Genomic DNA, 26,807 nt, shown 5'->3' on the forward strand with positions numbered 1-26,807 from the left:
TGGTGGGGGCGGTCCGCGGCGCACCGCGGTCCGGCGGCCGGGACCGGACCGGTCGTGTGTGGCCGCACTCAGCGGGTCAGAGCCATCCGCGTTCGTGTGCCAGGCGGGCGGCGTCGTGGCGGCCGGCGGTACCGGTCTTCTGCATCGCGCTGGACAGGTAGTTGCGGACCGTGCCGTGGGCGAGGTGCAGGCGGCGGGCGATGTGCGCCACGGAGTAGCCCGCGCGGGTCTCGGTCAGGACCTCGATCTCGCGGTCGGTGAGCGGACAGTCGTCGATCACCGAGGCCGCGAGGACCTCGTGGGCGATCCACCGTCGCCCGGCGCGGAGTTCGTGGATCACCCCGACGATGTCCTCGGGGTCCGCGCTCTTGCTCATGAACCCCTGCACCCCGAGCCGGAGCGCTCGGCGCAGGACTCCGGGGCGGGCGTGGCGGGTGAGCATGAGGACGAGCTGGTCGGGGTGGTCCTCCCGGATGCGGGCGACGGCGTCGAGACCGTTGGTGCCGGGCATCTCGAGGTCGATGACGAGCACGTCCGGACGGTGTTCGAGGGTCTCGCGCACCGCCTGCTCGCCGTCCTCCGCCTGCGCGACGACGGTGATCGTCCCGTCCAGCGGCAGCAACGATGCCATCGCGCTGCGCAGCAGCTTCTCGTCGTCGGCCAGCACGATGCGGGCGGTCGCCGGGCCGGTCACCGGTGCCCCGTCCCCTCGACGGCGGGGGTGTCGAGGAGGGCGGCGACGGTGAACGTCGTCGGCGTGGTGCTCACGTGCAGTCCCCCGCCGACCGCGACGAGGCGCTCGCGCAGGCGGGCGAGTCCGCGCAGCTCGAGCCCGGGACCCGCGTCGGTCTCGGTCTCGGTCTCGGTCTCGGGGCCGGGGTCGAGGCCGTCGTTCACGACCTCGATCCCGGTGGTCGACGCGGAGATGACGACGGTGCGCGGGTGGGCGTGGCGGAGCAGGTTGGTCGTGGCCTCGCGCAGCACCTGGGCCAGCAGCGGGTGGGCCGGGGCGTCGCCGGGGACGTGCCGGATCTCGACCACGATGCCGGCGGCCTCCCCGAGTCGGCGGGTGTTCTCCAGCTCGGCGGCCAGGTTGAGCTGGTGGCGGGCGTGGGCGAGCTCGCGGGTACCGGCGATGGCGTCGGTCGCGACCGCGCGGATCTCGGCGAGTTCGGCGTCGGCCGCCGCGGTGTCGCCGTTGCGGACGAGCACCTGCGCGTAGGCGAGCTTGAGCTTGATGACGTGCAGCGAGTGCCCGTGGATGTCGTGCAGGTCGCCGGCGAAGCGCATCCGCTCGTGGGCGATCGCCAACTCGCGCTCCGCCTGCCCGGCCCGTTCCAGGCGCCGGACGACGGTCCACGCCTGCTCGCTGACGACGATCACCCCGGCGACGAACAGGGTGCCCACCAGGGGGAGCAGGACGTACTGGCCGGCGAGGGCCACCGTGGGCGGCCGGGGCAGGAGCGCCGTGGCACCCGAGCCGGCGGTGACCGCGGCCAGGACGACGACCCACAGCCATCGGTGCCGCAGGCGCCCGGCCAGCAGCATGGACCCGATCAGCCCGAAGGGCACGAAGGTGATCGGGCTGGCGGCGGTCAGGGCGGCCACGAGCCAGTTCACACCGGTGAAGGCCAGCGCGAACACCGAGCTGCGCGGGTAACCGTCCAGGCTCCACTCGCGCAGCACCCCGAGGGCCAGGACCAGTCCGACGCCGGCGATGAGCCCGTCCCACCAGGTGTTCGCCGTGAGTACGACTCCGATCACACACAACGGCGCGATCGCGGCGAGAGCGGTGAGCATCGCGGTCCGCCGCACCTGCGTGGACACCGTGCCCGCACCCGCACCGGGATCCACGGCGACATCGCCACCGGTCGCGACGGTCCGGGTGGTACGGGTCCCGGTCACGGCCCTCCGGACGGTGTCGGTCACGACCGCGTCCGCTGCCGACGGTGCTGCTCGGCGAACCGTCCGATCACGGTCCTGCCGACCAGCGCCCCGATGAGCACGACCAGCGCCACCCACTGCAGGAACCGGTTCTGCAGGAAGAACCCGGTCACCGGTTCCGGCAGCACCGTGAACAGCCCCGTGTCGTGGAGCAGTCCGAAGTAGGCGATCACCACGGTCACGGACACGACGGTGACGCCGGTGAGGCTCATGTCCAGCAGCTTCGTGTTCATGGTCGACAACGGTCCGGCACGCTCCCTGTCGACGGTAGTGACATGGCGTCATGTCCTGCGACGACCGCACCCACTGTGCCATCGCCACCTCGCCCACAGAGGGTGGTTCACGCCGGACCCCGCCGACGACTCGTCGACCGGCACCGGGGACGACATCGACCGAGCCCTCGTCCACGAGTGTCACCAGGGCGGCGTGCACCGCGCCCGAGCACCGTCGTGCTGCTCGGCGAGCCCGCCTCCTCGTCCTCGGTCAGGCCGCGGTCCGCGACGCGTCACGGAGCGGCCGCGCCGGTAGCGGGGGCGGACCGGACCCGGTCGTCATGCCGGTACGGCGACCGTCGCGAACGGCGCCGCGTCCTGGGCGCAGACCGTGCCCGGGCGGGGCAGGGTCAGGCCCGTCAGGTAGGCCACCTCGGCCCGGGCCGCACACGCGCTCGGATTGAGGAACACCGTGTGGCCGTAGCCGCGCACGGTCAGCAGCCGCGACCCGTTGTCCAGCTCGTCCACCATGCGCGTCGCGTTGGAGATCGGCGTCGCCGGGTCCGAGGTGGTGTTGAGTACGAGCAGCGGCGTCCGGCTCCGGTCGAACGGGCCGCGGAACGGCGCTGCCGCCTTCACCGGCCAGGTCGAGCAGATCTCGTCGGTCCACAGCGCGTCGAGGGCGATCGGCCCGTCACGACGTTCGGCCTGCGCGGCCAGGGCCGGGAAGTGCGCGGTCGGCGCGACCGGCGAGTCGCCGCACTGGATCGCCGTGGACGACTCGGCGCCCGGGTAGGGCCCGACCCCCGCCGGCGGCGGCTCGGGCGTGACCGGCGGCGGGACCGGCGTGTCACGCAGGCGCCACAGCTTCTCCAGCGCCGTGCCCAGCCCGCTCCAGCCGCTCGCCGAGTTGCCGGCCACCGGGCTGGTGAACGGCTGGACGATGTCCAGCCCGTCGGACGCCTGCGACAGCAGCTGCTCGTAGGTGATCGGCACGCCGCCGAAGGAGATCGGCCCGCGACGCAGCCGGTCGAGCAGCGTCGCGAACTTGGCGTGGGTCGTGGCCGGGCTGCCCGCGGAGAAGGGGCAGTGGACGGTGTCGGTCCGCCCGCACAGCGTCAGGAGGTCGTCGAACACCTGGGCGGCTGCCGGCCCTGACCCGATGCGCCCGCCGGTGCCCGAGGTCGACCCGGGCCGCCCGATGCCCGTCCAGGAGCTGGGGGCGACGTTGCCGTCGAGCACGAGCGCGCGGACCTTGTCCGGGAACATGGCGGCGTAGGTCGCGCCCAGGAACGTGCCGTAGGACAGGCCGAGGTAGCTCAGCTTCGCGTCGCCGACGGCCTGGCGCAGGTGGTCGAGGTCGCGCGCGGTGTCGGCGGTCGAGACGTGCGCGAGCAGGTGCTGCGTGTCGCGGCGGGCGCACCGCTGCCCGAACTCGCGGTAGGTGGCGATGTAGGCGCGCTGTGCCGCGGCGCCGACAGGGAAGTACTGGGCGTCGCCCAGGAATGCGAGCTCCTGGGCGAGGTTGTCGAAGCACTGCGGCGGGTTGCTCTCCGCGACGCCGCGCGGGTCCCAGCTCACGATGTCGAAGCGCTCGTTCAGGCCCTTCGGCAACAGCGAGATCCAGCCCGGGATCTGGCCGGTGCCCGAGCCGCCGGGCCCGCCGGGGTTGAGGAACAGGCTGCCGATGCGCGGGCCGGGGCCGGTGGCCGGGCGGCGCACGAGCGAGAGCGTGATCGACGGCCCCTGCGGGCGGGCCCAGTCGAGCGGAACCGGGACGGTGGCGCACTGGAACCCGCCGGCCTGCCCGCCGCCGCTGTCCGGATCGCACACGCCCCACGTCACGGTGGGTGCAGGGGGCCGGGGCGACGCCTCCGCCGGGCCGGCGACGAGCCCGAGCGCGGCCAGCGCGGCCGCGCCCACCGCCACGAGGCGGCGTGCCACGCGGCTCACCGGGCACCCGTCAGCGGCTGGTCGCCCGTGCCGGTGGCCGAGGCGCCCGGGTGCAGGTCGAGCTCCTCCGCCTCACGGGCGTAGCGCGGGTACGACAGCCTCCCGCGCGTGACGACCAGCAGCACCGCGGCGAGCAGCACGCAGGCGATCGTCTGCCCCAGCCCGATGGCCTGGTCGGCCGCCTCGTGCGAGATCACGCCGCGCTCGGCGAGATCTTGCAGGTAGGTGACGGTGCCGTCGACCGAGCCGTGCATGAGGATCGCGAGCAGCAGGCTGGCGCGGGTGTTGTTCGTCAGCCAGGTGAAGGCGAAGGTGAGGGCGGTCGTGGTGACCACGAAGATCGCGAGCCCCGTCACGCCGTCGACGAAGCCGGTCGCGAACCAGACCGGCACGTACAGGAAGAAGTGCCACGCGCTCCACAGCACGCCGAGCAGGAACGTGCCCCTCAACGCCCCGAATCGGTGCTGCATCCGCGGCAGCGCGAACCCGCGCCAGCCCGTCTCCTCGAACAGCGGGCCGAAGACGAAGTGCACGATGTAGGCGGCCGGGTAGGCGGTCAGCGACGCCGGCGCGAACGCGACGACGATGTCCGGCGTGCCCAGCGCCGCCGCGACGAGCATCGCCGCCCCCGGCAGCAGCACGATCGCGACCAGCCACCACTGTGCGCCGACGCGCCAGGACACGAGCCGCTGCAGCAGGCGGCGCACGCCCGCCCGCCCCTGCGTGACGGCCGTCAGCGCGAACGCGGTGCCGGTGACCCCGACGGCGATGCCGGGCAGGACGTAGAACGCGGGCGCGTGCCGCTCGGCCGAGAACGGCGGCAGGCCCAGGACGACGACGGGCACCCACAGCAGCCAGCTGACCGCGTAGGAGCACACGAAGAACGCCGTGAGCGGATGGGAGCGGATCCCGACGACGATCCGGTTCGGACGGGTGTACCGGGACACGACAGGCCTCCAGGGGCGTCGGGGCGAGGCCGTACACGGTGAGCGTGCCCGCGCGCCTCGAACCAGAGGCTTCTGCTACTTGACCGCCGGCTCGGTGGGCCGACCGTGCACGCGCAGGCGGTCGCGCGGGTCGAGACCATGCAACGGCTCCCTCCCGGCCCGACCGGGCACCCGGCCGCAGCTCGTCGAGCAGATCCACGTCGCTGGACGGGGTGGGCTCGCCGCGGGCGACGGAGCCGAACACGAGAAGCGTCGCGATGCGGTACCGGCGGCACGCCTCGTCGAGCTGCGCCGTGTCGACTCCGTCGAGGACGTCGGCCTGCACCGGCGCAGGCCCTCCTGCCGGCCCGATCTCGTCGGACTTCCGCGTCACGTCGGGACGCAGGCCGCGCCCGCGCGGGTCCGGCGTGTCACGCTCTCCAGGATCACCGATCGTGGAGGCAGCGAACTCTGCTCAGGGACGTGGGCGCGGCAGGGTTCGAACCTGCGACCGCTCGGGTGTAAACCGAGTGCTCTCCCGCTGAGCTACGCGCCCGGGACGGTCACATCTTCACACGGCCGACAGCGCCCGCCGCCACCCGTCCTGGTCCCGCGGCTGCCCCGGCTGGTTCACCTCCGCGAAGGCCACGGTCCCGTCCGGGCGGACCAGGAAGGTCCCCCGCACGGCCATGCCCTTGTGCGCGTCGAACACCTCGTACGCCGAGGCGACGGCCCCGTGCGGCCAGAAGTCCGACAGCAGCGGGAACCCGAACCCCGCCGAGGAGGCCCAGGCCCCCAGCGCGAACGTCGGGTCGCACGAGATCGCCAGCACCTGGGTCGAGGAGTTCTGGAAGTCCCCGAGCGTCGACTGCACCGCGGTCAGTTCGCCACCGCAGATCCCGGAGAACGCGAACGGGAAGAAGACCAGCAACGCCGAGCGCCCCGACCCGAGCACCGACCCCAGCGAGACGGGGGCGCGGTGCTGGTCGGGGAGCTCGAAGTCCGGCGCGCGGTCGCCGACGACCGGGCTCAGCGCTTGCCCTTGCCCTGCTTCGGCGGGACGAGCTTCGAGCCGACCCAGTCCTCCCCCAGCGTCGCGTTGGACGTCTGGGACAGCCCGGCGGTCGGTGCCGCCTCGGCGATCTCGGAGGGTTCGATGTGGCCGTCACGGCCGGTCTTCGGCGTCAGCACCCACACGAACCCCTCGTCGGAGAGGGGTGTCCGTGCGTCGACGAGGGTGTCGATGAGGTCGCCGTCGCCGTCGCGGAACCACAGGAGGACGACGTCGATGACCTCCTGGGCGTCCTCGTCGAGGAGCTCCTCGCCGGTCGTCTCCTCGACGGCTTCCCTGACCTGGTCGTCGACGTCGGTGTCGTAGCCGAGTTCCTGGACGATCATGCTCGGCTCGATGCCAAGCTTTGCCGCGATGTCGGACGCACCGGCATCTGCCGCGGTCACCACTCGTTCCCCTTTCACGCTGCTCACGCAGTCCATCGTCATCGGTTCCGCGTGCGGGCGCCACCCTTCGCGCGAAATCGGATGGGGCATCCGATCACGGGGGCACGACCGGATGCAACCGGCCGGCGGGCCCGCGGCGATGACGCGCAGGTCACCCGGCCCTCCGTTCAGTTACGTACGAGTAGTACCTATCCTCGCGCCCAGCACCCGAAACCGTGAACGACGAGTTTCGGGCCCGCGCCGGAACGGGCACGATGGACGTATCCACGCCACGACCGCTCACTCCGGCCGGCAGCGCCGCCCCACCGACCCGCGGATCGGGAGGCGTCAGGCGGCGAGGACGACAGGGCCGGGCGATCCCGGCCACCGACGGACCAGGCAGGGAGAACCCTTGACCGCGCAGAGCAGCAAGGCCGGCAGTTCGGACAACGGGGACAAGCCCCGCGTCAACGTCATCCGGGGCGGGCTCGCGGCCCATCTGCCCGACATCGACCCCGAGGAGACCGCCGAGTGGCTGGACTCCCTGGACGCGGTCCTCGACAACGCCGGCCGGCAGCGCGCCCGCTACCTCATGCTGACCATGCTCCAGCGTGCCCGGGAGAAGCACGTCGGCGTCCCCTCGCTGACGACCACCGACTACGTCAACACCATCCCGACCGACCAGGAGCCCTGGTTCCCGGGTGACGAGGAGGTCGAGCGGACCTACCGGCGCTGGCTGCGCTGGAACGCCGCGATGACGGTGCACCGCGCGCAGCGCCCGGGCATCGGCGTCGGCGGCCACATCTCGTCCTACGCCTCGTCCTCGACGCTGTACGAGGTCGGCTTCAACCACTTCTTCCGCGGCAAGGAGCACCCCGGCGGCGGCGACCAGGTCTACATCCAGGGCCACGCCTCCCCCGGCATCTACGCCCGCGCCTTCCTCGAGGGACGGCTGTCGGAGGACCGCCTCGACGGCTTCCGCCAGGAGCTCAGCCACGCCGGCCCGGGCGGCGGCCTGCCGTCCTACCCGCACCCGCGCCTCATGCCGGACTTCTGGGAGTACCCCACGGTCTCGATGGGCATCGGGCCGATGAACGCGATCATGCAGGCGCGGTTCAACCGCTACCTGGGCGACCGCGGCTTCAAGGACACCAGCCAGCAGCAGGTGTGGGCCTTCCTCGGCGACGGCGAGATGGACGAGCCCGAGTCGCGCGGCCTGATCCACGTCGCGGCGAACGAGGGCCTGGACAACCTCAACTTCGTCGTCAACTGCAACCTGCAGCGCCTCGACGGCCCGGTCCGCGGCAACGGCAAGATCATCCAGGAACTGGAGGCGTTCTTCCGGGGCGCCGGCTGGAACGTCATCAAGGTCATCTGGGGCCGCGAGTGGGACTCGCTGCTGCACGCCGACCGCGACGGCGCCCTGATCAACCTGATGAACACCACGCCCGACGGCGACTACCAGACCTACAAGGCCAACGACGGCGCCTACGTCCGCGACCACTTCTTCGGCCGCGACCCGCGCACGAAGTCCCTGGTCGAGCCGATGAGCGACGCCGAGATCTGGAAGCTCAAGCGCGGCGGCCACGACTATCGCAAGGTCCACGCCGCCTACGCCGCGGCGACCGCGCACCACGGCCAGCCGACCGTCATCCTGGCCAAGACCATCAAGGGGTACGGCCTGGGCACGCACTTCGCGGGCCGCAACGCCACCCACCAGATGAAGAAGCTGACGCTCGACGACCTCAAGCAGTTCCGCGACGAGCAGCGCATCCCGATCAGCGACAAGCAGCTCGAGGCCGACCCGTACCTGCCGCCGTACTACCACCCCGGCGAGTCCGACGACGCGATCCAGTACCTGCGCGAGCGCCGCCGCCAGCTGGGCGGGCCGCTGCCGTCGCGCCGCACCACCAGCAAGCCGCTGGTGCTGCCCGGGGACAAGGTCTACGACTTCGTCAAGAAGGGCTCGGGCAAGCAGGAGGTCGCCACGACGATGGCGTTCGTCCGGCTGCTGCGCGAGCTCATCAAGGACAAGGAGATCGGCGCCCGCTTCGTGCCGATCATCCCGGACGAGGCCCGCACGTTCGGCATGGACTCGATGTTCCCGAGCCAGAAAATCTACAACCCGAACGGCCAGAACTACACCTCGGTCGACGCGGACCTGATGCTCGCCTACAAGGAGTCCGAGCAGGGCCAGATCCTGCACGAGGGCATCAACGAGGCCGGGTCGGTCGGGTCGTTCACCGCGGCCGGCACGTCGTACGCCACGCACGACGAGCCGATGATCCCGATCTACATCTTCTACTCGATGTTCGGCTTCCAGCGGACCGGCGACTCGATCTGGGCCGCCTCGGACCAGATGGCCCGCGGGTTCCTGGTCGGCGCCACCGCCGGGCGGACCACGCTGACCGGCGAGGGCCTGCAGCACAACGACGGGCACTCGCTGCTGCTGGCCGCGACCAACCCGGCGATCGTCGCCTACGACCCGGCGTTCTCGTTCGAGGTCGCGCACATCGTCCAGGACGGCCTGAAGCGGATGTTCGGGGAGGACCCCGAGAACGTCATCTACTACCTGACCGTCTACAACGAGCCCTACGTCCAGCCCAAGCAGCCCGAGGACGTCGACGCCGAGGGCATCCTGCGCGGCATGTACCGCTACGCGCAGGCGCCCGAGGGCAACGGCCCGGTGGTCCGCCTGCTGGCGTCGGGCGTCTCGATGCCGTGGGCGCTGCAGGCGCAGCGGATGCTGGCCGACGAGTGGGACGTGCGCGCCGAGGTCTGGTCGGTGACGTCGTGGGGCGAGCTGCGCCGCGACGGCGTCGAGGCCGAGCACGCGAACCTGCTCAAGCCCGGCGACGACCCGGTCGTGCCGTACGTGACCTCGAAGCTCGGCGAGGGCGAGCACGGCGACGCCCCCGTCGTCGCGGTCTCGGACTGGATGCGTGCGGTGCCCGACCAGATCCGCCAGTGGTCCCCGGCGCCGTTCCTGTCCCTGGGCACCGACGGGTTCGGCCTGTCCGACACCCGCCCGGCCGTCCGCCGCCACTTCGCGGTCGACGCCGAGTCCATCGTCGTCGGCGCGCTGTCGGCGCTGGCGAAGCAGGGCCTGGTGAAGACCGAGACCGCGGCCGAGGCCGCGGCCGGCTACAAGATCGACGACCCGCAGGCCGCCGGCCCGCAGATCGGCGACGGCGGGGCCGCCTGACCCCGTCCCGTCCGCGACGGCCCGCCTCCCGCACCGGGAGGCGGGCCGTCGTGCATTTCGCCCCTCCCAGGGCGGCGCAGATCACGATAGGCTCCGCGCGACGGCTGTCACCACGATCACTCGTCGGCGCGACACGCCGTCCTGACCAGGGCGCGGACCGTGTGCGTCGCTGGCCGGCGGCCCGGGGCGAGGTGTCCCGGACCGATGATGTGAGGAGCAGGAATGGCAGAGGGCACCGTCAAGTGGTTCAACAGCGAGAAGGGCTACGGCTTCCTCGCTCCCGACGGTGGTGGTGCGGACGTGTTCGTGCACTACTCGGCGATCCAGACGAACGGCTACAAGACCCTCGACGAGGGGCAGCGCGTGTCGTTCGACATCGAGCAGGGCCAGAAGGGCCCGCAGGCCAGCGGCGTCACCCCGCTGTGACCGGTCCGGTCACCGCGCCGCGGTGACCGGCGACCTCGTACCGGCCCGGGCGCCGTCGTCCGGGCCGCGGCCCGTCGCGCCCGGGTGGCTCACCACCCCAGCGCCGCGTGCATCTCCCACACCAGGATCTCGGCCCCGTCCGGTCCGGCGGTGACCCGCCGGCCGCCGTCGTCGACGAGCCTGGCCGCGTCCCCGGTCGCGAGCGCGTCACCGGGCACGTCCTCCAGCCCCGCGGCCCCGCGCGCCACGAACGCGTGCACGAACGGCGCCGCCGGCAGCGAGCCGGCCGAGCCCGGGGCGAGCCGGAACACCGTCAGCGCCGCCGCGCGCTGACGCAGGCCCAGCAGCGCGCTCCCGCGGTGGCGGGCCAGCCCGGACGCGAGCACGAGCGGCTCACCGGCCGTGGGCCGCGCGTCGCGCACCGCGTGCAGCGGGTCGCCGCCCGGCTCGTCGGGCACCACCCACATCTGCACGAACCGCACCCCGGTCTGCGGCGTCGCGACCTCGGAGTGGCGCACACCGGACCCGGCGCCGAGGTACTGCACCCGCCCGGGCCCGACGCGGGTGGTGCGGCCGCTGCCGGAGTCGCGGTGCTCCAGCTCGCCCTCGAGGACCCAGGTGAGGATCTCGGTGTCGCGGTGCGGGTGCTCGTCGTAGCCGTGCCCGGGCACGAGCCGGTCCTCGTCGTGCAGCAGCAGCAGGCCGAAGTGGGTGTTGGCGGGGTCGTACTCGGCGCCGGTGGTGAAGCTGTGCCACGACTCGATCCGGCCGGTGGCGGTGTGCTGCCTGCGGCCGGCCCGGTGCAGGGTGACGTGCGGGTCGCGTGGCCCGTCGTGCGCTGTGGGTGTGCCCATCGTCGTGTCATGCTGCCGCACGTGCACCGCCACCCGGTCGCGGCCGCGACGCTGCGCCGCCTCGAGCTCGCCTCCTCGCCGCTGGCCGCGGCGTGCCTGGCCGAGATGGAGCGGCGCTGCCCGTGGTTCACCCGGCTGCCCGCCGACCAGCGGGCGGGCGTCTCGCTGGTGACCCAGACCGGCGTCGCGAACTTCGTGGCGTGGCTGCGCGAGCCCGACCGCACCACCCCGTTGACCGCCGAGGCGTTCCGGATCGCGCCGCGCGACCTGGCCCGGCGGATCAGCCTGCGCCAGACCGTGGAGCTGGTGCGCATCGCGGCCGACGTGTTCGAGGAGCACCTGCCCCCGCTCGCCGACGGCACCGACGAGCGTCACGAGCTGACCGAGGCGGTGCTGCGCTTCGGCCGCGAGATCGCGTTCGCGGCCGCCACCGTCTACGCCGGGGCCGCGGAGTCCCGCGGTGCCTGGGACGCCCGGCTGGAGGCCCTCGTCGTCGACGCCGTGCTGCGCGGCGACTCCGACGGCGCGCTGGTCTCGCGCGCCGCCGCGCTGGGCTGGGACCCGGCGGCACCGGTGCACTGCCTGGTCGGCGCGGCGCCCGGCGCGGGCCCGGAGTCCCCGCAGCTGATCGTGGAGCTGCGCCGGGTGGCCGCCCGGCTCGGGCACGACGTGCTGGTCGGCGTCCAGGGGCGGCGCCTGGTCGTGCTGCTGCACCTGCGCGGGCGCCCGGCCCGCCGCGTCACCGACCGGCTCGCCGAGCGGCCCGGCCCCGGGGACCGTCCGGCCGGCGCCGTACCGCCCGCGGGGCGGGGCGAGCGGACCGCCGGCACCGGCACCGCCACCGCGCACGTCCTGGCCGAGGTGGCCGCGCACTTCGGGCCCGGGCCGGTCGTCTCCGGACCGTCGAGCACCGACCTCGCCACCGCGGGCGCCGCCGTCGCCGAGGCCCTCGCCGGGCTCGCCGCCGCCCCCGGCCACCCGGACGCCCCGCGCCCGGTCGACGCCGCGGACCTGCTGCCCGAGCGCGCGCTGCACGGCGACCCGGCGGCGCGGCGGCGGCTCGCCGAGGACGTCCTCGCCCCGCTGCACGACGCGGGCGGCGAGCTCCTGCGGACCCTGGCCGCGTACCTCGAGGGCGGCGCCAGCCTGGAGGGCTGCGCGCGCACGCTCTACGTGCACCCCAACACCGTGCGCTACCGGCTGCGGCGCATCGGGGAGCTCGTCGGGCGCTCCCCCACCGACCCGCGGGAGGCCTTCGTGCTGCGCGCGGCGCTGGTCGCGGACCGCACCGCACGGGCGGGCGGCGGCCCCGCCGTCGCCGCGCACACCCCGCTGACCCCCCTCGACCCGGGCGGGGCGCATGATCACGAGGCGGACGACGCGCGCGTCCCGGTCGGCGGCGCGTTGTCGTGAACCCTACAAACACCGACCCCTACGTATCGGTAACGAGGCCCCCGTCACACCGGCCGTTGGTAGGTTTCCTCCAACTTCGGTGCGCGGACTTCGTCGTAACCGGTATCCCGATGCCACCCCCGAGAGGTGTGTGATGTCCCGGTGATCGCCCTGCTCGCGCCCGGCCAGGGGGCCCAGACCCCCGGCATGCTCGCCCCGTGGCTGGAGGATCCCGCCGCCGCGGAGGCCGTCGCCGGCTGGTCCGAGGCCGTCGGCCTGGACCTCGTCCGCCTGGGCACCACCGCCGACGCCGGCGAGATCACCGACACCGCGGTCACCCAGCCGCTGATCGTCACCCTCGGGCTGCTGGCCGCGCGCCGGCTGCGCGAGCGCGTCGAGCTCCCGCCCGCGACGGTCGTCGCCGGGCACTCGATCGGCGAGATCACCGCCTGCGCGATCGCCGGGGTCCTGACCGACGACGCCGCGGTCGCCCTCGCCGGGGTCCGCGGCCGCGAGATGGCCGCCGCCTGCGCCGCCGCACCCACCTCGATGGCCGCCGTCCTCGGCGGCGAGGAGGAGGTCGTGCTGGCCCGTCTCGCGGAGCTGGGCCTGGACCCGGCCAACCGCAACGGCGCCGGGCAGATCGTCGCGGCCGGGGCGAAGGAGGCGATCACCGAGCTGGTCGCCGCCCCACCGGAGAAGGCGCGGGTCAAGGAGCTCCCGGTCGCGGGGGCGTTCCACACCGCGCACATGGAGCCCGCCCGTGCCGCGCTGGAGAGCCACGCGGGCTCGGTCCCGGTGTCGGACCCCACGCTGACCCTGCTGTCCAACGCCGACGGCGGCACCGTCGACTCCGGGGCCGAGGCGCTGCGCCGCCTGGTCGCCCAGGTGACCCGCCCGGTCCGCTGGGACGCCTGCATGGACACCCTCGCGGCCCGCGAGGTCGGCGCGACCCTCGAGCTGCCCCCGGGCGCGACGCTGACCGGGCTGGTCAAGCGCGCGGTCAAGGGCACCCCGACGCTCGCGCTGAAGACCCCCGAGCAGCTCGACGCGGCCGTCGACCTGATCTCCGAGCACGGGAAGTGAGCCGCATGCGTCTCGCCCAGCCGGTCGCCGGCGCCCGCTTCCTGGGCATCGGCAGCTCCCAGCCCTCCCACGTCGTCACCAACGCCGACCTGGAGAAGCGCGTCGAGACCGACGACGCCTGGATCCGCAGCCGGGTCGGGATCGCCGAGCGCCGCATCGCCGACGCCGACACCACCCTGCCGCAGATGGCGATCGAGGCCGGGCGGGCGGCACTGGCCGACGCGGGCGTCGACCCGTCCGCGATCGACGCCGTCGTCGTCGCCACCTGCACGATGCCCAACCCGATCCCCAACGCCGCGGCCCAGGTCGCGACCGGGGTCGGCGCGAACGGCGTCGCCGCGTTCGACCTGAACGCCGCCTGCGCCGGCTTCTGCTACGCCACCGCCGTCGGCGCGGACATGATCCGCTCCGGCAGTGCGCGTCACGTGCTGGTGATCGGCGCGGAGAAGCTGTCGGACTGGGTCGACTGGGACGACCGCTCGACCTGCATCATCTTCGCCGACGCCGCGGGCGCGGCCCTGCTGGGCCCGGCCACGACCGAGGACGAGGTCGGTGTCGGCCCCGTCGCCTGGGGCAGCGCCGGGGACATCGCGTCCACCATCCGGATCCTGTCGGAGTCGACGAACAAGCTGCACCAGGAGGGCCAGTCGGTCTTCCGCTGGGCGACGACGGCGATCGCCCCGGTCGCGCTGGAGGCCGTCGACCGGGCCGGGCTGACCCCGGCCGACATCGACGTGCTGATCCCGCACCAGGCGAACCTGCGCATCGTCGAGGCGATCGCGAAGAAGCTGCGCCAGAAGGGCGCGCGCGAGGACATGGTCGTCGCCGACGACATCGTGCACTCGGGCAACACCTCGTCCGCGTCGATCCCGATGGCGCTGGACCACATGCGCGCCGCCGGCCGGGTACGGTCCGGCGACGTGCTGCTCCTCGTAGGCTTCGGCGCAGGGCTGTCCTACGCCGGACAGGTCGTGGTCTGCCCCTGACGGGCGCCGCGACCTGGCACAGAACCCCAACCACCGCGCAAGGAGAACCATCGTGGCTGACAACGCCGAGATCCTGTCCGGGCTGGCCGAGATCGTCGAGGAGGTCGCCGGCATCGACACCGCCGAGGTGACCCCGGAGAAGTCCTTCGTGGACGACCTGGACATCGACTCGCTGTCCATGGTGGAGATCGCCGTACAGGCCGAGGACAAGTTCGGCGCCAAGATCCCGGACGACCAGCTCGCCGAGCTCAAGACCGTCGGCGACGCCGTCGACTTCATTTCCAAGCACCAGTGAGCCCCACCGGCGGGCAGCACGCACGCCCCGCCGGGGAGAAGGAGACGTCATGACCGACGGAGTGGTCGTCACCGGTTTCGGGGCCACCACCCCGCTCGGCGGGGACGCCGCCTCCACCTGGGAGGCGCTGCTCGCCGGCAAGTCCGGGGTGGGCCCGACCCGGGCCGACTGGACCGAGCGGTTCGACCTGCCGGTGCACATCTCGGCCCAGCTCGCGGTGGAGCCCACCGAGGTCCTGCCCCGCGTGCAGGCCCGCCGGATGGACCGCTGCGAGCAGGTCGCGATGGTCGCCGCCAAGGAGGCCTGGGAGCACGCCGGGCTCGGCGCGGTCCCCGGCGAGGACGGGGCCGCCGTCGAGGGCGAGCGGCTCGCCGTCGTCATCGGGGCGGGGATCGGCGGGGCGCCGACGCTGCTCGCGCAGGACGACCTGCTCGAGGAGCACGGCCTGCGCAAGGTCTCGCCGCTGACCGTGCCGATGCTGATGCCGAACGGCCCGGCCGCGCTGGTCAGCCTGGAGTACAAGGCCAAGGGCGGGGTGCACTCCCCCGCCTCGGCGTGCGCGACCGGCGCCGAGGCCCTGGCCTGGGCCTACAAGCTGCTGCGCGACGGGGAGGTCGACGTCGTCCTCGCGGGCGGCGCCGAGTCCTGCATCGTGCCGATCACCGTGGCCGGCTTCGTCCAGTCCCGGACGCTGTCCACCCGCAACGACGACCCGGAGCGCGCCTCCCGGCCGTTCGACACCGGGCGGGACGGCTTCGTCCTCGGCGAGGGCGCCGGCGTGCTGGTGCTCGAGCGCGAGGAGTTCGCGAAGGCGCGCGGCGCGACCGTGCACGGCCGCCTCGCGGGCATCGGCCTGACCTCGGACGCGTACCACATCACCGGGCCCGACCCGGAGGGCGAGGGCCAGATCCGGGCGATGACGAAGGCGGTGGCCGGGGCCGGCCTGTCCGCCTCCGACATCACCCACGTCAACTGCCACGCGACCTCGACCGTCGTCGGGGACGTGGGCGAGGCGACGGCGGTGAAGCGGGCGCTCGGCGACCACCCGGTGCTCACCGCGCCGAAGTCGGCGCTCGGGCACCTCGTGGGTGGCGCCGGGGCCGTCGAGGGGATCATCGCGCTGCTCACCGTGCGCGACGACATCATCCCCGCGACGCTCAACCTCGTCGACAAGGACCCCAAGGTCGAGCTGGACGTCGTCGCCGGCGAGCCGCGCAAGACCGTGGTCGACGCGGCCGTCAACAACTCGTTCGGCTTCGGCGGGCACAACGCCTCGCTGGTGTTCACCAAGGCCTGACGGCTCGTGGACGGTTCCCGGGGCCGCGCCCCGGGAACCGCTCCCGGCCTCAGCAGGGTGCGCGCAGGACCCCGTTCGGGTCGCCGACGCCGAGCCGCGGCGGGGACCCCGCCATCGGGTAGGCCACCTGCCAGCAGATCCGTCCGACCTGCAGGCCGGGCGGGCCGTCGTCGGGGGCCTGGACGCTGACGAAGCGCACCAGCGCGAGCACCCCGCCACCGGGCGCGGGGTCGATGCGGTCGATCCGGATGGTGCCGTCGGTGGTCGAGCCGATCCCGTCGAGCCACGCCTCGCGGGTCTCGCGGCCCGCGGTCTCCGGGCTGACGACGCGCGTCCAGGTGGCGTGGTCGCGCCCGTTGACGGCGTTGAAGTACAGCTGCACCTGCTCCAGCACGAGCTGCGCGGCCGGATGCTCGGCCGCCCCCGCGCTGACGCTCACGACGCCGCTGCCGGCCCCGCTGTCGGGCACCGCGGGCGGCGCGGACGCCGGCGCCACCCCGGAGCGGGTCGCGCCGGACACCGTCCACGCGAACCCGCCGACGGCCACGAGCGCCACCAGCAGCACACCGGCCGTGATCGCCGCCCGCCCGTTCACCGTCGCCCCCCGACCATGCCGGACAGTCTGCCCGGCGGCGGAGCGCTCAGCCGACCCGGTGGGTCAGTAGGGTGACGGCGGCGCCGTCGCCGGCGAAGCGGAAGGACTCCAGCTCGTCGTCCCAGGCGGTGCCGAGCAGCTGGTCCAGGCGTCGCGACAGCCCGGCCCCGCCGTGCTCGGCCATGACCGCGCGCAGCTGGTCCTCGGGCAGCACGACGTCACCGTTGGCGCTGGTGCGCCCGTGCCACATGCCCAGGCCCGGGACGTGCATGAACCGCTCCCCGTCCATGCCGGGGCTCGGCTCCTCGGTCACCTCGAACCGCAACATCGACCAGGCCCGCAGCGCACCGGCGAGTGCCCCGCCGCTGCCGGCGGGACCGCTCCACGTGCACTCGGCCCGCATCTGCCCAGGCGCGACCGGCTGCGCGGACCACTCGAGGGAGACCCGCGTTCCGAGAACGCCCGAGAGCGCCCACTCGACGTGCGGACAGACCGCAGTCGGCGACGAGTGGACGAACACCACTCCGCGTGTGCTCACTGCCAACCTCCGCTGTCGTCGACGAGGATCGTCTTCCCCTACGTCCTCGGCGTGCGGCGGCGTGTGCTGGAGACCCGCGGTACGGATGTGCTGCGTGTGGGTGTGGTGACCTCCGTGGCGTGTGTGGACGATCGGTGGCCTCACTCTGCCCGATTCCGCTCCGGGGAGCCACCCCGACACGACCACCGGGTGAACCGGCCACGGCGTGTCGCGCCCCGGCGCGCGGGTCAGGCGGTGTAGGTGGCGAGGACCGCGCCGGTGGCCGGGTCGGGCGCCTCGCGGCGGCGCAGCTCGCCGCGGTCGGCGAGCACGTCCAGGTGCGCCCCGGTCTCCAGCACCGCGAGCATCCGGTTGAACAGGTCCATGTCCCCGAGCCGGTGCTCGCGGCGGGTCCAGCGCAGGACCCGGGCGACGGCGTCGGCCGTCGGGTGACCGGCGGCGACGGCGTCGCGGCACTGGGCGAGCCGGACGTCGTGGTGGGCCAGCAGCTCGTCCACTCGGGCGTGCGCCCGCCCGCCGACCGGGCCGTGCGCCGGCAGCAGCGTCGCGTCGGGACGCGAGCGGACCAGCCGCAGCGAGTCCAGGAACTGGCCGAGCGGGCTGGCGACCGGCGCCGGCTGCAGCCCGATCGACGGCGTGATCCGCGGCAGCACGTGGTCCCCGGCGAACAGCAGCTCGTGGGCCTCGTCGGCGAACACGAGGTGCCCGCGGGTGTGGCCCGGGGTCTCCAGCGCGGTCAGCGTGCGGGTGCCCGCGGGATCGGCGACGGCGATCGCGGCGCGGTCGGCGATCCACTCGTCGGGCGCCTCCCACTCCTCGGCGGCCGGGCGCGGCCACGGGCCCAGGCGCCCGATCTCCTCGACGATGCCGGTGGCGCCGCAGCGCAGCAGCCTGGTCCGGTCGGGCTCGCCGTGCGGGCGGTCCGGGTCGGCGATGATCTCCAGGTTGGGCCGCTCCCCCGCACCCAGCAGAACCCGGCTGCCGTACTCGCGGCGCAGCACCGAGGCCAGCGTGTAGTGGTCGCGGTGGGCGTGGGTGACCAGGAACCGGCGGACGTCGCCGAAGCCCGACCCGAGCGCGGCGAGGGCCTTGCCGAGCAGGTCACGGGCCTCGTCGATGGCCCAGCCGGAGTCGACGAGCGTCCAGCCGGTGTCGTCGGCCAGTGCGTAGACGTTCACCGCGCGCAGGCCGTCCTGCGGCAGCGGGAGCGGGATCCGGTACACGCCGGGGGCGCACCGGAACACCCCGGACGCGGTCCAGTCGCCGTCCGGGTCGTCGTCGGTCACGGTCGTCGGGGCGGTCACCACCCGACCCTAGTTCACGACGTGAACGCGTCGGTCCCCCCGGCGTCCGCGGTGAACATCCCCTCGCCGTAGTGGTCGCGGAAGGTCGCCAGGACCTCGTCGAGGGGCAGGTCGTGGAAGGTGCCGCGGTCACGGGTGTAGGTCATGTGGCGGGCGCCGTCGCCGTCGAACTCGTGCATCAGCGCGTCGGCGGTGCCGTCGAACCCGATCGGCGCGACGCCGAAGCGGGCGCACAGCTCCGCGTTGAACGCCGGGGTGGCCTTCACCCAGCGCCCGTCGAGCCACAGCGCCGTCCAGCCGTGCCAGACGAACAGGTCCGAGCCGCGCATCCGGGCCCGCAGCCGCGGGGTGGACAGGTGGTTGCGGACGTCGGAGAACCCGAGCCGGGCCGGGATGCCCGCGGCCCGCGCCGCCGCGGTGAGCAGCACCGCCTTGGGCACGCACCAGTTCGACGGCGCGACGGCGACGGCGCTCGCCCGGTAGTCCCCGGGGCCGGTCGCGATCCGGAACGGGTCGTAGCGGATCTCGTCGCGCACCGCGGTGAACAGTGCGACCGCGCGCGAGCGGTCGTCGGCCGCGCCCGCGACGACGCGGTCGGTGAAGGCCCGTACGGCCGGGTGGTCGGCGTCGGTGAACCGGCCGGGCTCCCGGTCGGCCCCGGACGGCGGCGCGTGACGATCCATGGCCGCCCCACCCTACGCCCGTTCGCGATCACCCCGCGTGTCCGGACGGACACCCGGAGCCGACATCTTCCGGACAGTCCACCCGAGGGTGGGACACGTTCGCACCGGGAGGGTGGTCCGATCCGCGCTACCGTCCGTGCGTTCGGTGATCGCGAGGTCGACCTGGGGGCGGGTCGGCGACGAGGAGGGGCGCAGCATGGCGGCAGGGATCCCGGAGCAACGGTCCGGGCAGGACGCGCCGTTCCTCACCGTGGCGGAGGTGGCCGACCGGATGCGGGTCTCCCGGATGACGGTGTACCGGCTGGTGCACTCCGGGGAGCTCCCGGCGGTGCGGTTCGGGCGGTCGTTCCGGGTACCGCCGGAGTCGGTGGAGACGTTGATCGAGTCGGCCCGCTACACCGGCGGGTGAGGCGGGGCCCGTGATGCTGCCGGTGGACGCCGCGAGCGCGCGACGGGTCGCGGACACCTACGACACGGACGAGGCGCGGACCGAGCGGGCGCGCACCCTGGAGCTGCTGCGGCCGCGTCCCGGGGAGCGCGTGCTGGTCGTCGGCACCGGGCCGGGGCAGCTGCTGGACGAGGTGGCGCGGGCCGCCGGGCCCGGCGCGACGGGCGTCGACCCGGACCCGGTGATGGTGACGCTGGCACGGCGCCGCTGCGGGACCCGCGCGGTCGTCGAGCAGCGTGCCCTGTCCGGGCGCGGGTCGCTGCCCGACGGGCCCTTCGACGCCGTCGCCTGCCTGCAGGTGCTCGAGTTCGTGGCCGACGTGCCGGCCGCCGTCGCCGAGCTGCACCGGGTCCTGCGCCCCGGCGGCGGACGGCTGCTGGTGCTCGACACCGACTGGTCCTCGCTGCACTGGCCGGGACCGGGGCAGGACCGCCACCGCCGCGTCCGCGACGCCTGGTGCACCACGGTGCCGCGGCCACGGCTGCCGCACCAGCTGGGCCCGCTGCTGGCCCGGGCCGGGTTCACCGGCGAGTGGACGCACCGGGCGCCGATGCGCGGACCGGCCTCCACCGGCTACGGCGCGGCGCTGCGGGAGATGGTGGCCGACGCCGCCCCGGGGCGGTGCGGGCTGACCCGCGCCGAGGTCGACGCGTGGGCGGCCGGGGTCGCGGCCTGCGGCGACGACCCGTTCTCGCTGGACCGCTGGTTCCTCGGCGCCACCCGGCCCTGACACCCGGCGCGCCGTGGCGCGCGGGCACCGCCATCGGGCAGCATCACCGGCCGTGGGCTCCCCGTCGTCGCAGACCCCGATCCCCGCGCGCATCCGGATCGGGCAGCAGCCCGACTTCGTGCGCCTGTTCCACGTGCTGCCCCGCGCCGGGGAGTGGGTGAACTTCGCGCCGCCGGGGATGGCGCGCGACGACTACGAGGTCGACTGGGTGCTGCACTGGGCGCTGGACCCCGACGACGAGGACAGCCCGGAGATCACCGTGGAGATCCAGCTCGTCGACCCGGGGTGACCCCGGTCAGAAGCCGTGGCTGCGGACCGCGGTGACCGGGCCCGCGCGCAGCGCGTCGAGCACCGCGCGCTCGTGCGGGACGGTGTCGGCCGGCAGCGCGGCCAGCGCGAACCAGTCCAGGCCCGCCGTCCGGCCGTCCTCGGCCCGGCGGGGCTCGCCGGCCCACCGGCGGCAGGTGAAGAAGAAGTCGACGCGCTCGTCGAGCGGGTCGCCGGTCGCACCGGTGCGGTGCACCGTGGTGAGCGGGACGAGGTCGGCCGGGTCGACGGCGATGTCCAGCTCCTCGCGGGCCTCGCGCACGGCCGCGGCGAGGGCGTCCTCGCCCGCCTCGACGTGCCCGGCCGCGGCGGCCGCCCAGTGGCCGTCCATGAACCCGGTGTTGCTGCGCAGCTGCAGCAGGACCTCGGTGCCGTCGCCGGTGCCGCGCAGCAGCAGGACGTAGGACGCCGGGACCACCCGGTAGCGCTCGCTCACCGATCCCACCCTAGGCGGCGCGGCCCCGTTCACCGACGGCAACACCGGGGTAACGACCCGCCCCTAGGGTCGCGCCGGTGGCGGCCCCCTCCTCCCCGGCGCGTCCGGTCGGCGACCGGCTCGGCGTCGTGCCGCGGCGGGACTCCGAGCTGCGCTTCCGCACGGTGCACGGCTACCGGCGGGCGTTCCGGGTGGCCGGGGCGGGGCCCGCGGTCGTGCTGGTGCACGGCATCGGTGACAGCTCCGCGACCTGGGAGGCCGTCATACCGGCGCTGGCCCGCCGGCACCTGGTGATCGCCCCGGACCTGCTCGGGCACGGCGACTCGGACAAGCCCCGCGCCGACTACTCGGTGGCCGCCTACGCCAACGGGGTCCGCGACCTGCTCGGGGTCCTCGGCGTGCCGCGGGCGACGCTGGTCGGGCACTCGCTCGGCGGCGGCGTCGCGATGCAGTTCGCCTACCAGTACCCCGACCGCACCGAGCGGCTCGTGCTCGTCGGCACCGGCGGCGCCGGCCCGGAGGTGACGCCGCTGCTGCGCGCGGCGAGCCTGCCCGGCGCCCGGGCGCTGCTGGCCGCGTCGCAGGTGCCGCCGCTGCGGTGGCAGGTCGGGTGGGCCGCCGACGCACTGCGCCTGCTCGGCACCGACCTCGGGCGCGACGCCGCCGACCTGCTGCGGCTGGTCGACGCGCTGCCCGACGCGACGTCGCGGGAGGCGTTCATCCGCACGCTGCGCGCCGTCGTGGACTGGCGCGGGCAGGTCGTGACGATGCTGGACCGCTGCTACCTCACCCGCGGGATGCCGACGCTGCTGGTGTGGGGTGCGCACGACGCGGTCGTGCCGCTCGCGCACGCCCGCACCGCGCACGCGGCCATGCCCGGCAGCCGCCTCGAGGTGTTCGACGACGCCGGGCACTTCCCGCACCACAGCGACCCGGCGCGCTTCGTCGGGCTCCTGGAGGCGTTCCTGGACGGCACCGATGCGGCGCGGTGGAGCCCGGAGCAGTGGCGCGGGCTGCTGCGCTGCCCGGCGGCCCCGCCGGCGGGGGCGCCGGGGTCGCGGCCCGGCCCGGTCTCGGCGACCTGAGCGGCGCCGCTCAGAGGACGATGCCCAGCCAGGACCCCGCGCAGAGGTGGCAGGCGCCGTGCGTCGTGGCGTCGCGTAGCACCGGGCGCAGGCAGAGCGCGCAGTGGGTGATCCGGCGCCGGGCCCGGCGCAGCAGCCCGTCACGGACCTCGCGCACGGCCAGCGCGGCGTCGCCGTCGGGGTCGGTGCAGCCGGGCAGCACCGGCACCGCGACGACGTCGGCCGGGTCCAGCACCGGGGGGTGCCCGGCCCGGCGGAGCTCGGGCCGGGCGAGCAGCGCCCCGCGCGCCGGGTCGAGACCGAGCATGAGCTGCGGCGGGTCCCCCGCGACGAACCACGCCGTGGCGTCCGGTGCGCCCGGCGGGGTGAGGCCCGCCGAGCGCAGGTCGGTGTCGGTCCAGCCGCCCCGCCGCAGGTCGGCGGGGGTGAGGCCGAAGTGGCGCAGACCGTCGGCGGGCAGGTCGAGCGCACGCAGCTCGGCCGGGGAGGGGACGCCGACGTAGACGGTGCCGCGCGGGCCGTCCGGCGCGTCCGCGACACCGCCGTGGCCGTCGGCGACGCGCCAGCCGGCCGCCACCACCACCGCGAGCACCCGCGGGTCGACACCGAGGCGGGCCGCCACCTCGGCGGTCCGGTCCCCGCCGGCCCCACCGTCCTGCTCGTACCCGCCGGTCACACCTGTCCCCCCGTCCGACGCGCGCCGGGGCGGCCCCGGGTCTCCCGGAGCCGCCCCGTCGTGGTGCGGTGCCGCGTCAGCTGCAGCCGCTGGTCGAGCCGCAGCCCTCGCAGAGGTAGCAGGACCCGGCGGGGCGCATCTTCGTCCCGCAGGTCATGCACAGCGGGGCGTCGGCCGCCTTGCCCAGGCGCAGCTCGAGCAGCTCGGTGGAGCTGCCGACCTCGACCGGCGCGGGCTCGACGCCCGCCTCCTTCGGCTCCTCGGTCGTCGGGACCGAGGACCGGAACTCGTCGAGGTCCAGCTTCTCGGCGGTGCCGTAGTCGTTCTCGACCTGGGCCGACCGCTCGTCGGAGGAGAAGATGCCCAGCTGGGCACGCTTCTCGTACGGCAGGTGGTCCAGCGCCAGGCGGCGGAACAGGTAGTCCAGCACCGAGGTCGCGATCCGGACGTCCGGGTCGTCGGTCATGCCCGCCGGCTCGAAGCGCAGGTTGGAGAACTTCGAGACGTAGAACTCCAGCGGGATGCCGTACTGCAGACCCACCGAGATCGACATCGAGAACGCGTCCATCACGCCGGCCAGGGTCGAGCCCTGCTTGCCGAGCTTGACGAAGATCTCGCCGAGGCCGTCGTCGGGGTAGCTGCCGGCGGTCAGGTAGCCCTCCGCGCCGCCGACGGTGAACGACACGGTCTCGCTCGGCCGCTTCTTCGGCAGCCGCTTGCGGACGGGGCGCTGCTCGACGACCGTGACCTTCTCGGCCGCGGCGGTGTCGCCGGCGGCCTTCGTGTCGCCGCCCTTGCCCGCGGACAGGGGCTGGCCGACCTTGCAGTTGTCGCGGTAGATCGCCAGGGCCTTGAGGCCGAGCCGCCACCCCTCGAGGTAGATCCGCTCGACGTCCTCCACGGTCGCCCGCTCGGGCATGTTGACCGTCTTGGAGATCGCGCCGGACAGGAACGGCTGCGCGGCGGCCATCATCCGGACGTGGCCCATCGGGGCGATCGTCCGGTCGCCCATGGCGCAGTCGAACACCTCGTAGTGCTCGGGCTTCATGCCCGGGGCGTCGACGACGTGGCCGTGCTCGGCGACGTACTCGACGATGGCCTCGGCCTGCTCGGCCTGGTAGCCGAGGTTGTCCAGCGCACGGCGCACCGTCTGGTTGACGATCTGCATGGAGCCGCCGCCGACCAGCTTCTTGAACTTGACCAGCGCCAGGTCCGGCTCGATGCCGGTCGTGTCGCAGTCCATCATCAGGCCGATGGTGCCGGTCGGCGCCAGCACGGACGCCTGGGCGTTGCGCCAGCCGTGCTCCTCGCCGGTGACCTGGCACCGGCGCCACACCTCGGTCGCCAGCTTCTGCACCGGCGCGCTCGCGGCGAAGGTGCGGATGCGGTCGTTCTCGGCGGCGTGCTTGCGGATGACCCGCTGGTGGGCCTCGGCGTTGCGGGCGTAGCCCTCGTAGGGGCCGACGATCCCGGCGAGCTCGGCGGAGCGCTTGTAGGCGGCGCCGGTCATCAGCGAGGTGATGGCACCGGCGAGCGCGCGGCCGCCCTCGGAGTCGTAGGCGTGCCCGGTCGCCATGAGCAGCGCGCCGAGGTTGGCGTAGCCGATGCCCAGCTGGCGGAACTTCCGGGTGGTGTCGGCGATCGGCTCGGTCGGGAAGTCCGCGAAGCAGATCGAGATGTCCATCGCGGTGATGATCAGCTCGACGGCCTTGGCGAAGGTCTCGGCGTCGAACCGGTCGTCGGGGTCGAGGAACTTCAGCAGGTTCAGCGACGCGAGGTTGCAGCTGGAGTTGTCCAGGTGCATGTACTCCGAGCACGGGTTGGACGCGGTGATCCGGCCGGACTCCGGGCAGGTGTGCCAGTCGTTGATCTGGCCGTCGTACTGGATGCCGGGGTCGGCGCAGTTCCAGGCCGCCTCGGCGATGCCGTGGAAGAGCCTGCGGGCGTCGACCTTCTCGATGACCTCGCCGGTCATCCGGGCACGCAGACCGAAGTCGGTGCCCCCCTCGACGGCGCGCATGAACTCGTCGGACACGCGCACGGAGTTGTTGGCGTTCTGGTACTGGACCGAGGTGATGTCCGAGCCGCCGAGGTCCATGTCGAAGCCGGCGTCGCGCAGGACGCGGACCTTGGCCTCCTCCTTGGCCTTGGTCTCGACGAACTCCTCGATGTCGGGGTGGTCGACGTCGAGGACGACCATCTTCGCCGCCCGGCGGGTCGCGCCACCGGACTTGATGGTGCCCGCGGAGGCGTCGGCACCACGCATGAACGACACCGGGCCGGACGCGGTGCCGCCGGAGGACAGCAGCTCCTTCGACGACCGGATCCGCGAGAGGTTCAGACCGGCACCGGAGCCGCCCTTGAAGATCAGGCCCTCCTCGCGGTACCAGTTCAGGATCGACTCCATGGTGTCGTCGACCGAGAGGATGAAGCAGGCGCTGACCTGCTGCGGCGAGGCGGTGCCGACGTTGAACCACACCGGCGAGTTGAAGCTGAACACCTGGTGGATGAGCATCCAGGTCAGCTCGTGGTCGAAGATCTCGGCGTCGCCGTCGGTGGCGAAGTAGCCGTGCTCGATCCCGGCCCGCTTGTAGGTGCCGACGACCCGCTCGACGAGCTGCTTGAGGCTCGACTCGCGCTGGGCCGAGCCCACCGCGCCGCGGAAGTACTTGCTGGTGACGATGTTGGTGGCGTTCACCGACCAGTCGCGGGGGAACTCGACGCCGCGCTGCTCGAAGTTGACGGTCCCGTCGCGCCAGTTCGTCATGACGACGTCGCGGCGCTCCCACTCCACCTGCTCGTAGGGGTGGACGCCCTCGGTGGTGAAGACGCGCTGGACGGTGAGCCCGGTGCGCCTGGCACCGGACTTCCCGCGTCCGCGTGCGGGCTTCGCCGCCGCGCTCTCACCGGTTCCGGTCGTCGGGCCCCCGACGGTCTCGGTCATGAACTGCCTCCGCACATATCACCGTGTCCCGCCCGCACGCTGGGGTGCGCGGACGGCTTCTCTCCGGGACGAGCACGACGGCGGCGCCGGACCGGGGTGCGCCCCTCGTGCCCGCACCGGTCCCGCTCCCGCCGAGCGCCGCTCAGCCGTCCCGGTTGTGGCCGGCCTCGTCGTCGGCTGCTTCCCCGGCAGCCGAACGCAGGTCGGCGATCTCCTTCTCGAAGTCCTCGATGGAGGAGAAGGATCGGTAGACGCTCGCGAACCTCAGGTACGCGACCTCGTCGAGCTCGCGCAGCGGCCCGAGGATCGCCAGCCCCACCTCGTGGCTGGGGATCTCCGCCGCCCCGCGGGCACGCACCGTCTCCTCGACCCGGTGGGCGAGCTGCTGCAGGTCGTCCTCGTCGACCGGCCGGCCCTGACACGCCCGCCGAACCCCGCCGACGACCTTCTGACGGCTGAAGGGTTCGGTCACCCCGCTGCGCTTGACGACGGCGAGCACGGCCTCCTCGACCGTGGTGAACCGTCGTCCGCACGAGGTGCAGGACCGGCGGCGGCGGGTGCACGTCCCGTCGTCGGCGGTCCGGGAGTCGATCACGCGGGAGTCCGGGTGTCGGCAGAACGGGCAGCGCACGAGGCCCACACCCCTCTTCCGTGACGTTCCGGAAACTCTCCGCAGCGATCCGTCCCCCCAACCAGTGGCGGAACGACATCAATGTAACCCCTACATCTAGGGGTGCGCCATCCCGGGGCGGGTACCGCCACGAGCTTCGCCCGATCGGGATCCGAGCCTGGCACACCACGCTGCGCGACCGGTCCGTCTCCGACGATCATGGGTCGCACCATCGGCCCAGGTGGCGCCCCGCGACGGCGCCGCGACCGCCGTCCGTCGCTCCGGACGGGCCGCGGCGGGCGGCCACCCGATGCGGGGACACGCCCGCTGGACGCGCCGGACGGCGTGCGCGCGTCGTGACGGTGACGACGGCACGGCGCACCGGTGGCCGCGCGGCGACACCGCGGGCCGCGGAGCC

27 protein-coding genes, 1 tRNA gene and 1 pseudogene are annotated in these 26,807 nt (G+C 74.0%); 11 read left to right on the forward strand and 18 right to left on the reverse strand.

From position 1 onward, the window contains the following. Nucleotides 1–76: 76 nt before the first annotated feature. The 9 genes and pseudogenes from WJX68_RS18295 to WJX68_RS18335 form a co-directional block, all read right to left on the reverse strand. Complete coding sequence (locus tag WJX68_RS18295) at nucleotides 77–694, reverse strand: response regulator transcription factor (protein WP_340292567.1); 618 nt, start codon at nucleotides 692–694, stop codon at nucleotides 77–79. Continuing rightward, on the reverse strand, nucleotides 691–1,905 hold the full coding sequence (locus tag WJX68_RS18300) for a sensor histidine kinase (protein ID WP_340292570.1): 1,215 nt from the start codon (nucleotides 1,903–1,905) through the stop codon (nucleotides 691–693). Before WJX68_RS18300 ends, WJX68_RS18295 begins: the two co-directional genes overlap by 4 nt. Nucleotides 1,906–1,925: 20 nt before the next feature. Next, nucleotides 1,926–2,177, reverse strand: a complete 252-nt coding sequence (locus WJX68_RS18305) for a hypothetical protein (RefSeq protein WP_340292572.1) — start codon at nucleotides 2,175–2,177, stop codon at nucleotides 1,926–1,928. A 318-nt stretch (nucleotides 2,178–2,495) separates the two neighbouring features. Continuing rightward, nucleotides 2,496–4,100: an alpha/beta fold hydrolase gene (locus WJX68_RS18310; protein ID WP_340292574.1), complete on the reverse strand. Its 1,605-nt coding sequence runs from the start codon at nucleotides 4,098–4,100 to the stop codon at nucleotides 2,496–2,498. Between the two features lie 5 nt (nucleotides 4,101–4,105). After that, on the reverse strand, nucleotides 4,106–5,056 hold the full coding sequence (locus WJX68_RS18315; RefSeq protein ID WP_340292577.1) for a CPBP family glutamic-type intramembrane protease: 951 nt from the start codon (nucleotides 5,054–5,056) through the stop codon (nucleotides 4,106–4,108). Nucleotides 5,057–5,255: 199 nt separating this feature from the next. Then, nucleotides 5,256–5,429: pseudogene (locus WJX68_RS18320) on the reverse strand (nucleotidyltransferase domain-containing protein); the annotation flags it as partial. Nucleotides 5,430–5,519: 90 nt separating this feature from the next. Continuing rightward, nucleotides 5,520–5,591: transfer RNA gene (locus WJX68_RS18325), tRNA-Val, on the reverse strand. Nucleotides 5,592–5,606: 15 nt separating this feature from the next. Then, on the reverse strand, nucleotides 5,607–6,068 hold the full coding sequence (locus WJX68_RS18330) for a peroxiredoxin (RefSeq protein WP_340292723.1): 462 nt from the start codon (nucleotides 6,066–6,068) through the stop codon (nucleotides 5,607–5,609). Next, nucleotides 6,065–6,496, reverse strand: a complete 432-nt coding sequence (locus tag WJX68_RS18335; protein ID WP_340292725.1) for a DUF3052 domain-containing protein — start codon at nucleotides 6,494–6,496, stop codon at nucleotides 6,065–6,067. Before WJX68_RS18335 ends, WJX68_RS18330 begins: the two co-directional genes overlap by 4 nt. 388 nt (nucleotides 6,497–6,884) lie before the next feature. On the opposite strand from WJX68_RS18335, the gene aceE reads away from it, so the two are divergent. Together aceE and WJX68_RS18345 are read left to right on the forward strand one after the other, a co-directional pair. After that, nucleotides 6,885–9,677 carry a pyruvate dehydrogenase (acetyl-transferring), homodimeric type gene (gene aceE, locus WJX68_RS18340; protein ID WP_340292580.1) on the forward strand — a complete coding sequence of 931 codons (2,793 nt, stop codon included), beginning with the start codon at nucleotides 6,885–6,887 and terminating at the stop codon, nucleotides 9,675–9,677. Nucleotides 9,678–9,899: 222 nt separating this feature from the next. After that, complete coding sequence (locus WJX68_RS18345) at nucleotides 9,900–10,103, forward strand: cold-shock protein (RefSeq protein WP_340292583.1); 204 nt, start codon at nucleotides 9,900–9,902, stop codon at nucleotides 10,101–10,103. Nucleotides 10,104–10,192: 89 nt separating this feature from the next. Here WJX68_RS18345 and WJX68_RS18350 read toward each other — a convergent pair whose 3' ends face one another. Next, nucleotides 10,193–10,957 carry a pirin family protein gene (locus tag WJX68_RS18350; RefSeq protein ID WP_340292585.1) on the reverse strand — a complete coding sequence of 255 codons (765 nt, stop codon included), beginning with the start codon at nucleotides 10,955–10,957 and terminating at the stop codon, nucleotides 10,193–10,195. Nucleotides 10,958–10,966: 9 nt separating this feature from the next. Between WJX68_RS18350 and WJX68_RS18355 the strand changes: the two genes are divergently transcribed. From WJX68_RS18355 to WJX68_RS18375, 5 genes are all read left to right on the forward strand, one after another. After that, nucleotides 10,967–12,370: a PucR family transcriptional regulator gene (locus WJX68_RS18355; RefSeq protein WP_340292587.1), complete on the forward strand. Its 1,404-nt coding sequence runs from the start codon at nucleotides 10,967–10,969 to the stop codon at nucleotides 12,368–12,370. A gap of 141 nt (nucleotides 12,371–12,511) precedes the next feature. Then, complete coding sequence (locus tag WJX68_RS18360; RefSeq protein WP_340292589.1) at nucleotides 12,512–13,435, forward strand: ACP S-malonyltransferase; 924 nt, start codon at nucleotides 12,512–12,514, stop codon at nucleotides 13,433–13,435. 5 nt (nucleotides 13,436–13,440) lie between these two features. Further along, on the forward strand, nucleotides 13,441–14,421 hold the full coding sequence (locus tag WJX68_RS18365; protein ID WP_340292727.1) for a beta-ketoacyl-ACP synthase III: 981 nt from the start codon (nucleotides 13,441–13,443) through the stop codon (nucleotides 14,419–14,421). Nucleotides 14,422–14,473: 52 nt separating this feature from the next. Then, nucleotides 14,474–14,716: an acyl carrier protein gene (locus WJX68_RS18370; RefSeq protein ID WP_068798712.1), complete on the forward strand. Its 243-nt coding sequence runs from the start codon at nucleotides 14,474–14,476 to the stop codon at nucleotides 14,714–14,716. A 49-nt stretch (nucleotides 14,717–14,765) separates the two neighbouring features. After that, nucleotides 14,766–16,013, forward strand: a complete 1,248-nt coding sequence (locus tag WJX68_RS18375) for a beta-ketoacyl-[acyl-carrier-protein] synthase family protein (protein WP_340292594.1) — start codon at nucleotides 14,766–14,768, stop codon at nucleotides 16,011–16,013. A 49-nt stretch (nucleotides 16,014–16,062) separates the two neighbouring features. On the opposite strand, the gene WJX68_RS18380 is transcribed toward WJX68_RS18375, so the two are convergent. The 4 genes from WJX68_RS18380 to WJX68_RS18395 all read right to left on the reverse strand — a co-directional run bounded on the left by WJX68_RS18380 (nucleotide 16,063) and on the right by WJX68_RS18395 (nucleotide 19,133). Beyond that, nucleotides 16,063–16,608: a hypothetical protein gene (locus WJX68_RS18380; RefSeq protein WP_340292596.1), complete on the reverse strand. Its 546-nt coding sequence runs from the start codon at nucleotides 16,606–16,608 to the stop codon at nucleotides 16,063–16,065. Nucleotides 16,609–16,654: 46 nt separating this feature from the next. Next, complete coding sequence (locus WJX68_RS18385) at nucleotides 16,655–17,146, reverse strand: DUF3145 domain-containing protein (RefSeq protein ID WP_340292600.1); 492 nt, start codon at nucleotides 17,144–17,146, stop codon at nucleotides 16,655–16,657. Nucleotides 17,147–17,373: 227 nt separating this feature from the next. Continuing rightward, nucleotides 17,374–18,450 (reverse strand): MBL fold metallo-hydrolase, encoded by a 1,077-nt coding sequence (locus WJX68_RS18390; RefSeq protein WP_340292602.1) that lies wholly within the window; start codon nucleotides 18,448–18,450, stop codon nucleotides 17,374–17,376. Between the two features lie 14 nt (nucleotides 18,451–18,464). Continuing rightward, nucleotides 18,465–19,133, reverse strand: a complete 669-nt coding sequence (locus tag WJX68_RS18395; RefSeq protein ID WP_340292605.1) for a transglutaminase-like domain-containing protein — start codon at nucleotides 19,131–19,133, stop codon at nucleotides 18,465–18,467. Nucleotides 19,134–19,329: 196 nt separating this feature from the next. Between WJX68_RS18395 and WJX68_RS18400 the strand changes: the two genes are divergently transcribed. Genes WJX68_RS18400 through WJX68_RS18410 form a run of 3 tightly spaced genes read left to right on the forward strand, consistent with a single transcriptional unit; the run spans nucleotide 19,330 to nucleotide 20,600 of the window. Beyond that, on the forward strand, nucleotides 19,330–19,542 hold the full coding sequence (locus tag WJX68_RS18400) for a helix-turn-helix domain-containing protein (RefSeq protein ID WP_340292729.1): 213 nt from the start codon (nucleotides 19,330–19,332) through the stop codon (nucleotides 19,540–19,542). 22 nt (nucleotides 19,543–19,564) lie between these two features. Beyond that, entirely contained in the window at nucleotides 19,565–20,311 is a 747-nt protein-coding gene (locus WJX68_RS18405; RefSeq protein ID WP_340292608.1) for a methyltransferase domain-containing protein, read from the forward strand. A gap of 52 nt (nucleotides 20,312–20,363) precedes the next feature. Next, nucleotides 20,364–20,600, forward strand: a complete 237-nt coding sequence (locus tag WJX68_RS18410; protein WP_340292610.1) for a hypothetical protein — start codon at nucleotides 20,364–20,366, stop codon at nucleotides 20,598–20,600. Between the two features lie 6 nt (nucleotides 20,601–20,606). Here WJX68_RS18410 and WJX68_RS18415 read toward each other — a convergent pair whose 3' ends face one another. Continuing rightward, entirely contained in the window at nucleotides 20,607–21,074 is a 468-nt protein-coding gene (locus WJX68_RS18415; RefSeq protein ID WP_340292612.1) for an NUDIX hydrolase, read from the reverse strand. 77 nt (nucleotides 21,075–21,151) lie between these two features. Here WJX68_RS18415 and WJX68_RS18420 point away from each other — a divergent pair, with 77 nt between their 5' ends. Then, nucleotides 21,152–22,159: an alpha/beta fold hydrolase gene (locus WJX68_RS18420; protein WP_422785726.1), complete on the forward strand. Its 1,008-nt coding sequence runs from the start codon at nucleotides 21,152–21,154 to the stop codon at nucleotides 22,157–22,159. Between the two features lie 10 nt (nucleotides 22,160–22,169). Here the strand turns inward: WJX68_RS18420 and WJX68_RS18425 are convergent, their stop codons facing one another. From WJX68_RS18425 to nrdR, 3 genes are all read right to left on the reverse strand, one after another. Continuing rightward, nucleotides 22,170–22,835 carry a hypothetical protein gene (locus tag WJX68_RS18425; RefSeq protein ID WP_340292615.1) on the reverse strand — a complete coding sequence of 222 codons (666 nt, stop codon included), beginning with the start codon at nucleotides 22,833–22,835 and terminating at the stop codon, nucleotides 22,170–22,172. 76 nt (nucleotides 22,836–22,911) lie between these two features. Then, a complete protein-coding gene (locus tag WJX68_RS18430; RefSeq protein ID WP_340292617.1) occupies nucleotides 22,912–25,779 on the reverse strand; it encodes a vitamin B12-dependent ribonucleotide reductase in 2,868 nt (955 codons plus the stop codon). 142 nt (nucleotides 25,780–25,921) lie between these two features. Next, nucleotides 25,922–26,410, reverse strand: coding sequence for a transcriptional regulator NrdR (gene nrdR / locus WJX68_RS18435; protein WP_340292733.1), 489 nt, complete (start codon nucleotides 26,408–26,410; stop codon nucleotides 25,922–25,924). Nucleotides 26,411–26,807: the final 397 nt, after the last annotated feature.

Source organism: Pseudonocardia spirodelae (genome assembly GCF_037727765.1).
GTDB classification, from domain to species: Bacteria; Actinomycetota; Actinomycetes; order Mycobacteriales; family Pseudonocardiaceae; genus Pseudonocardia; species Pseudonocardia spirodelae.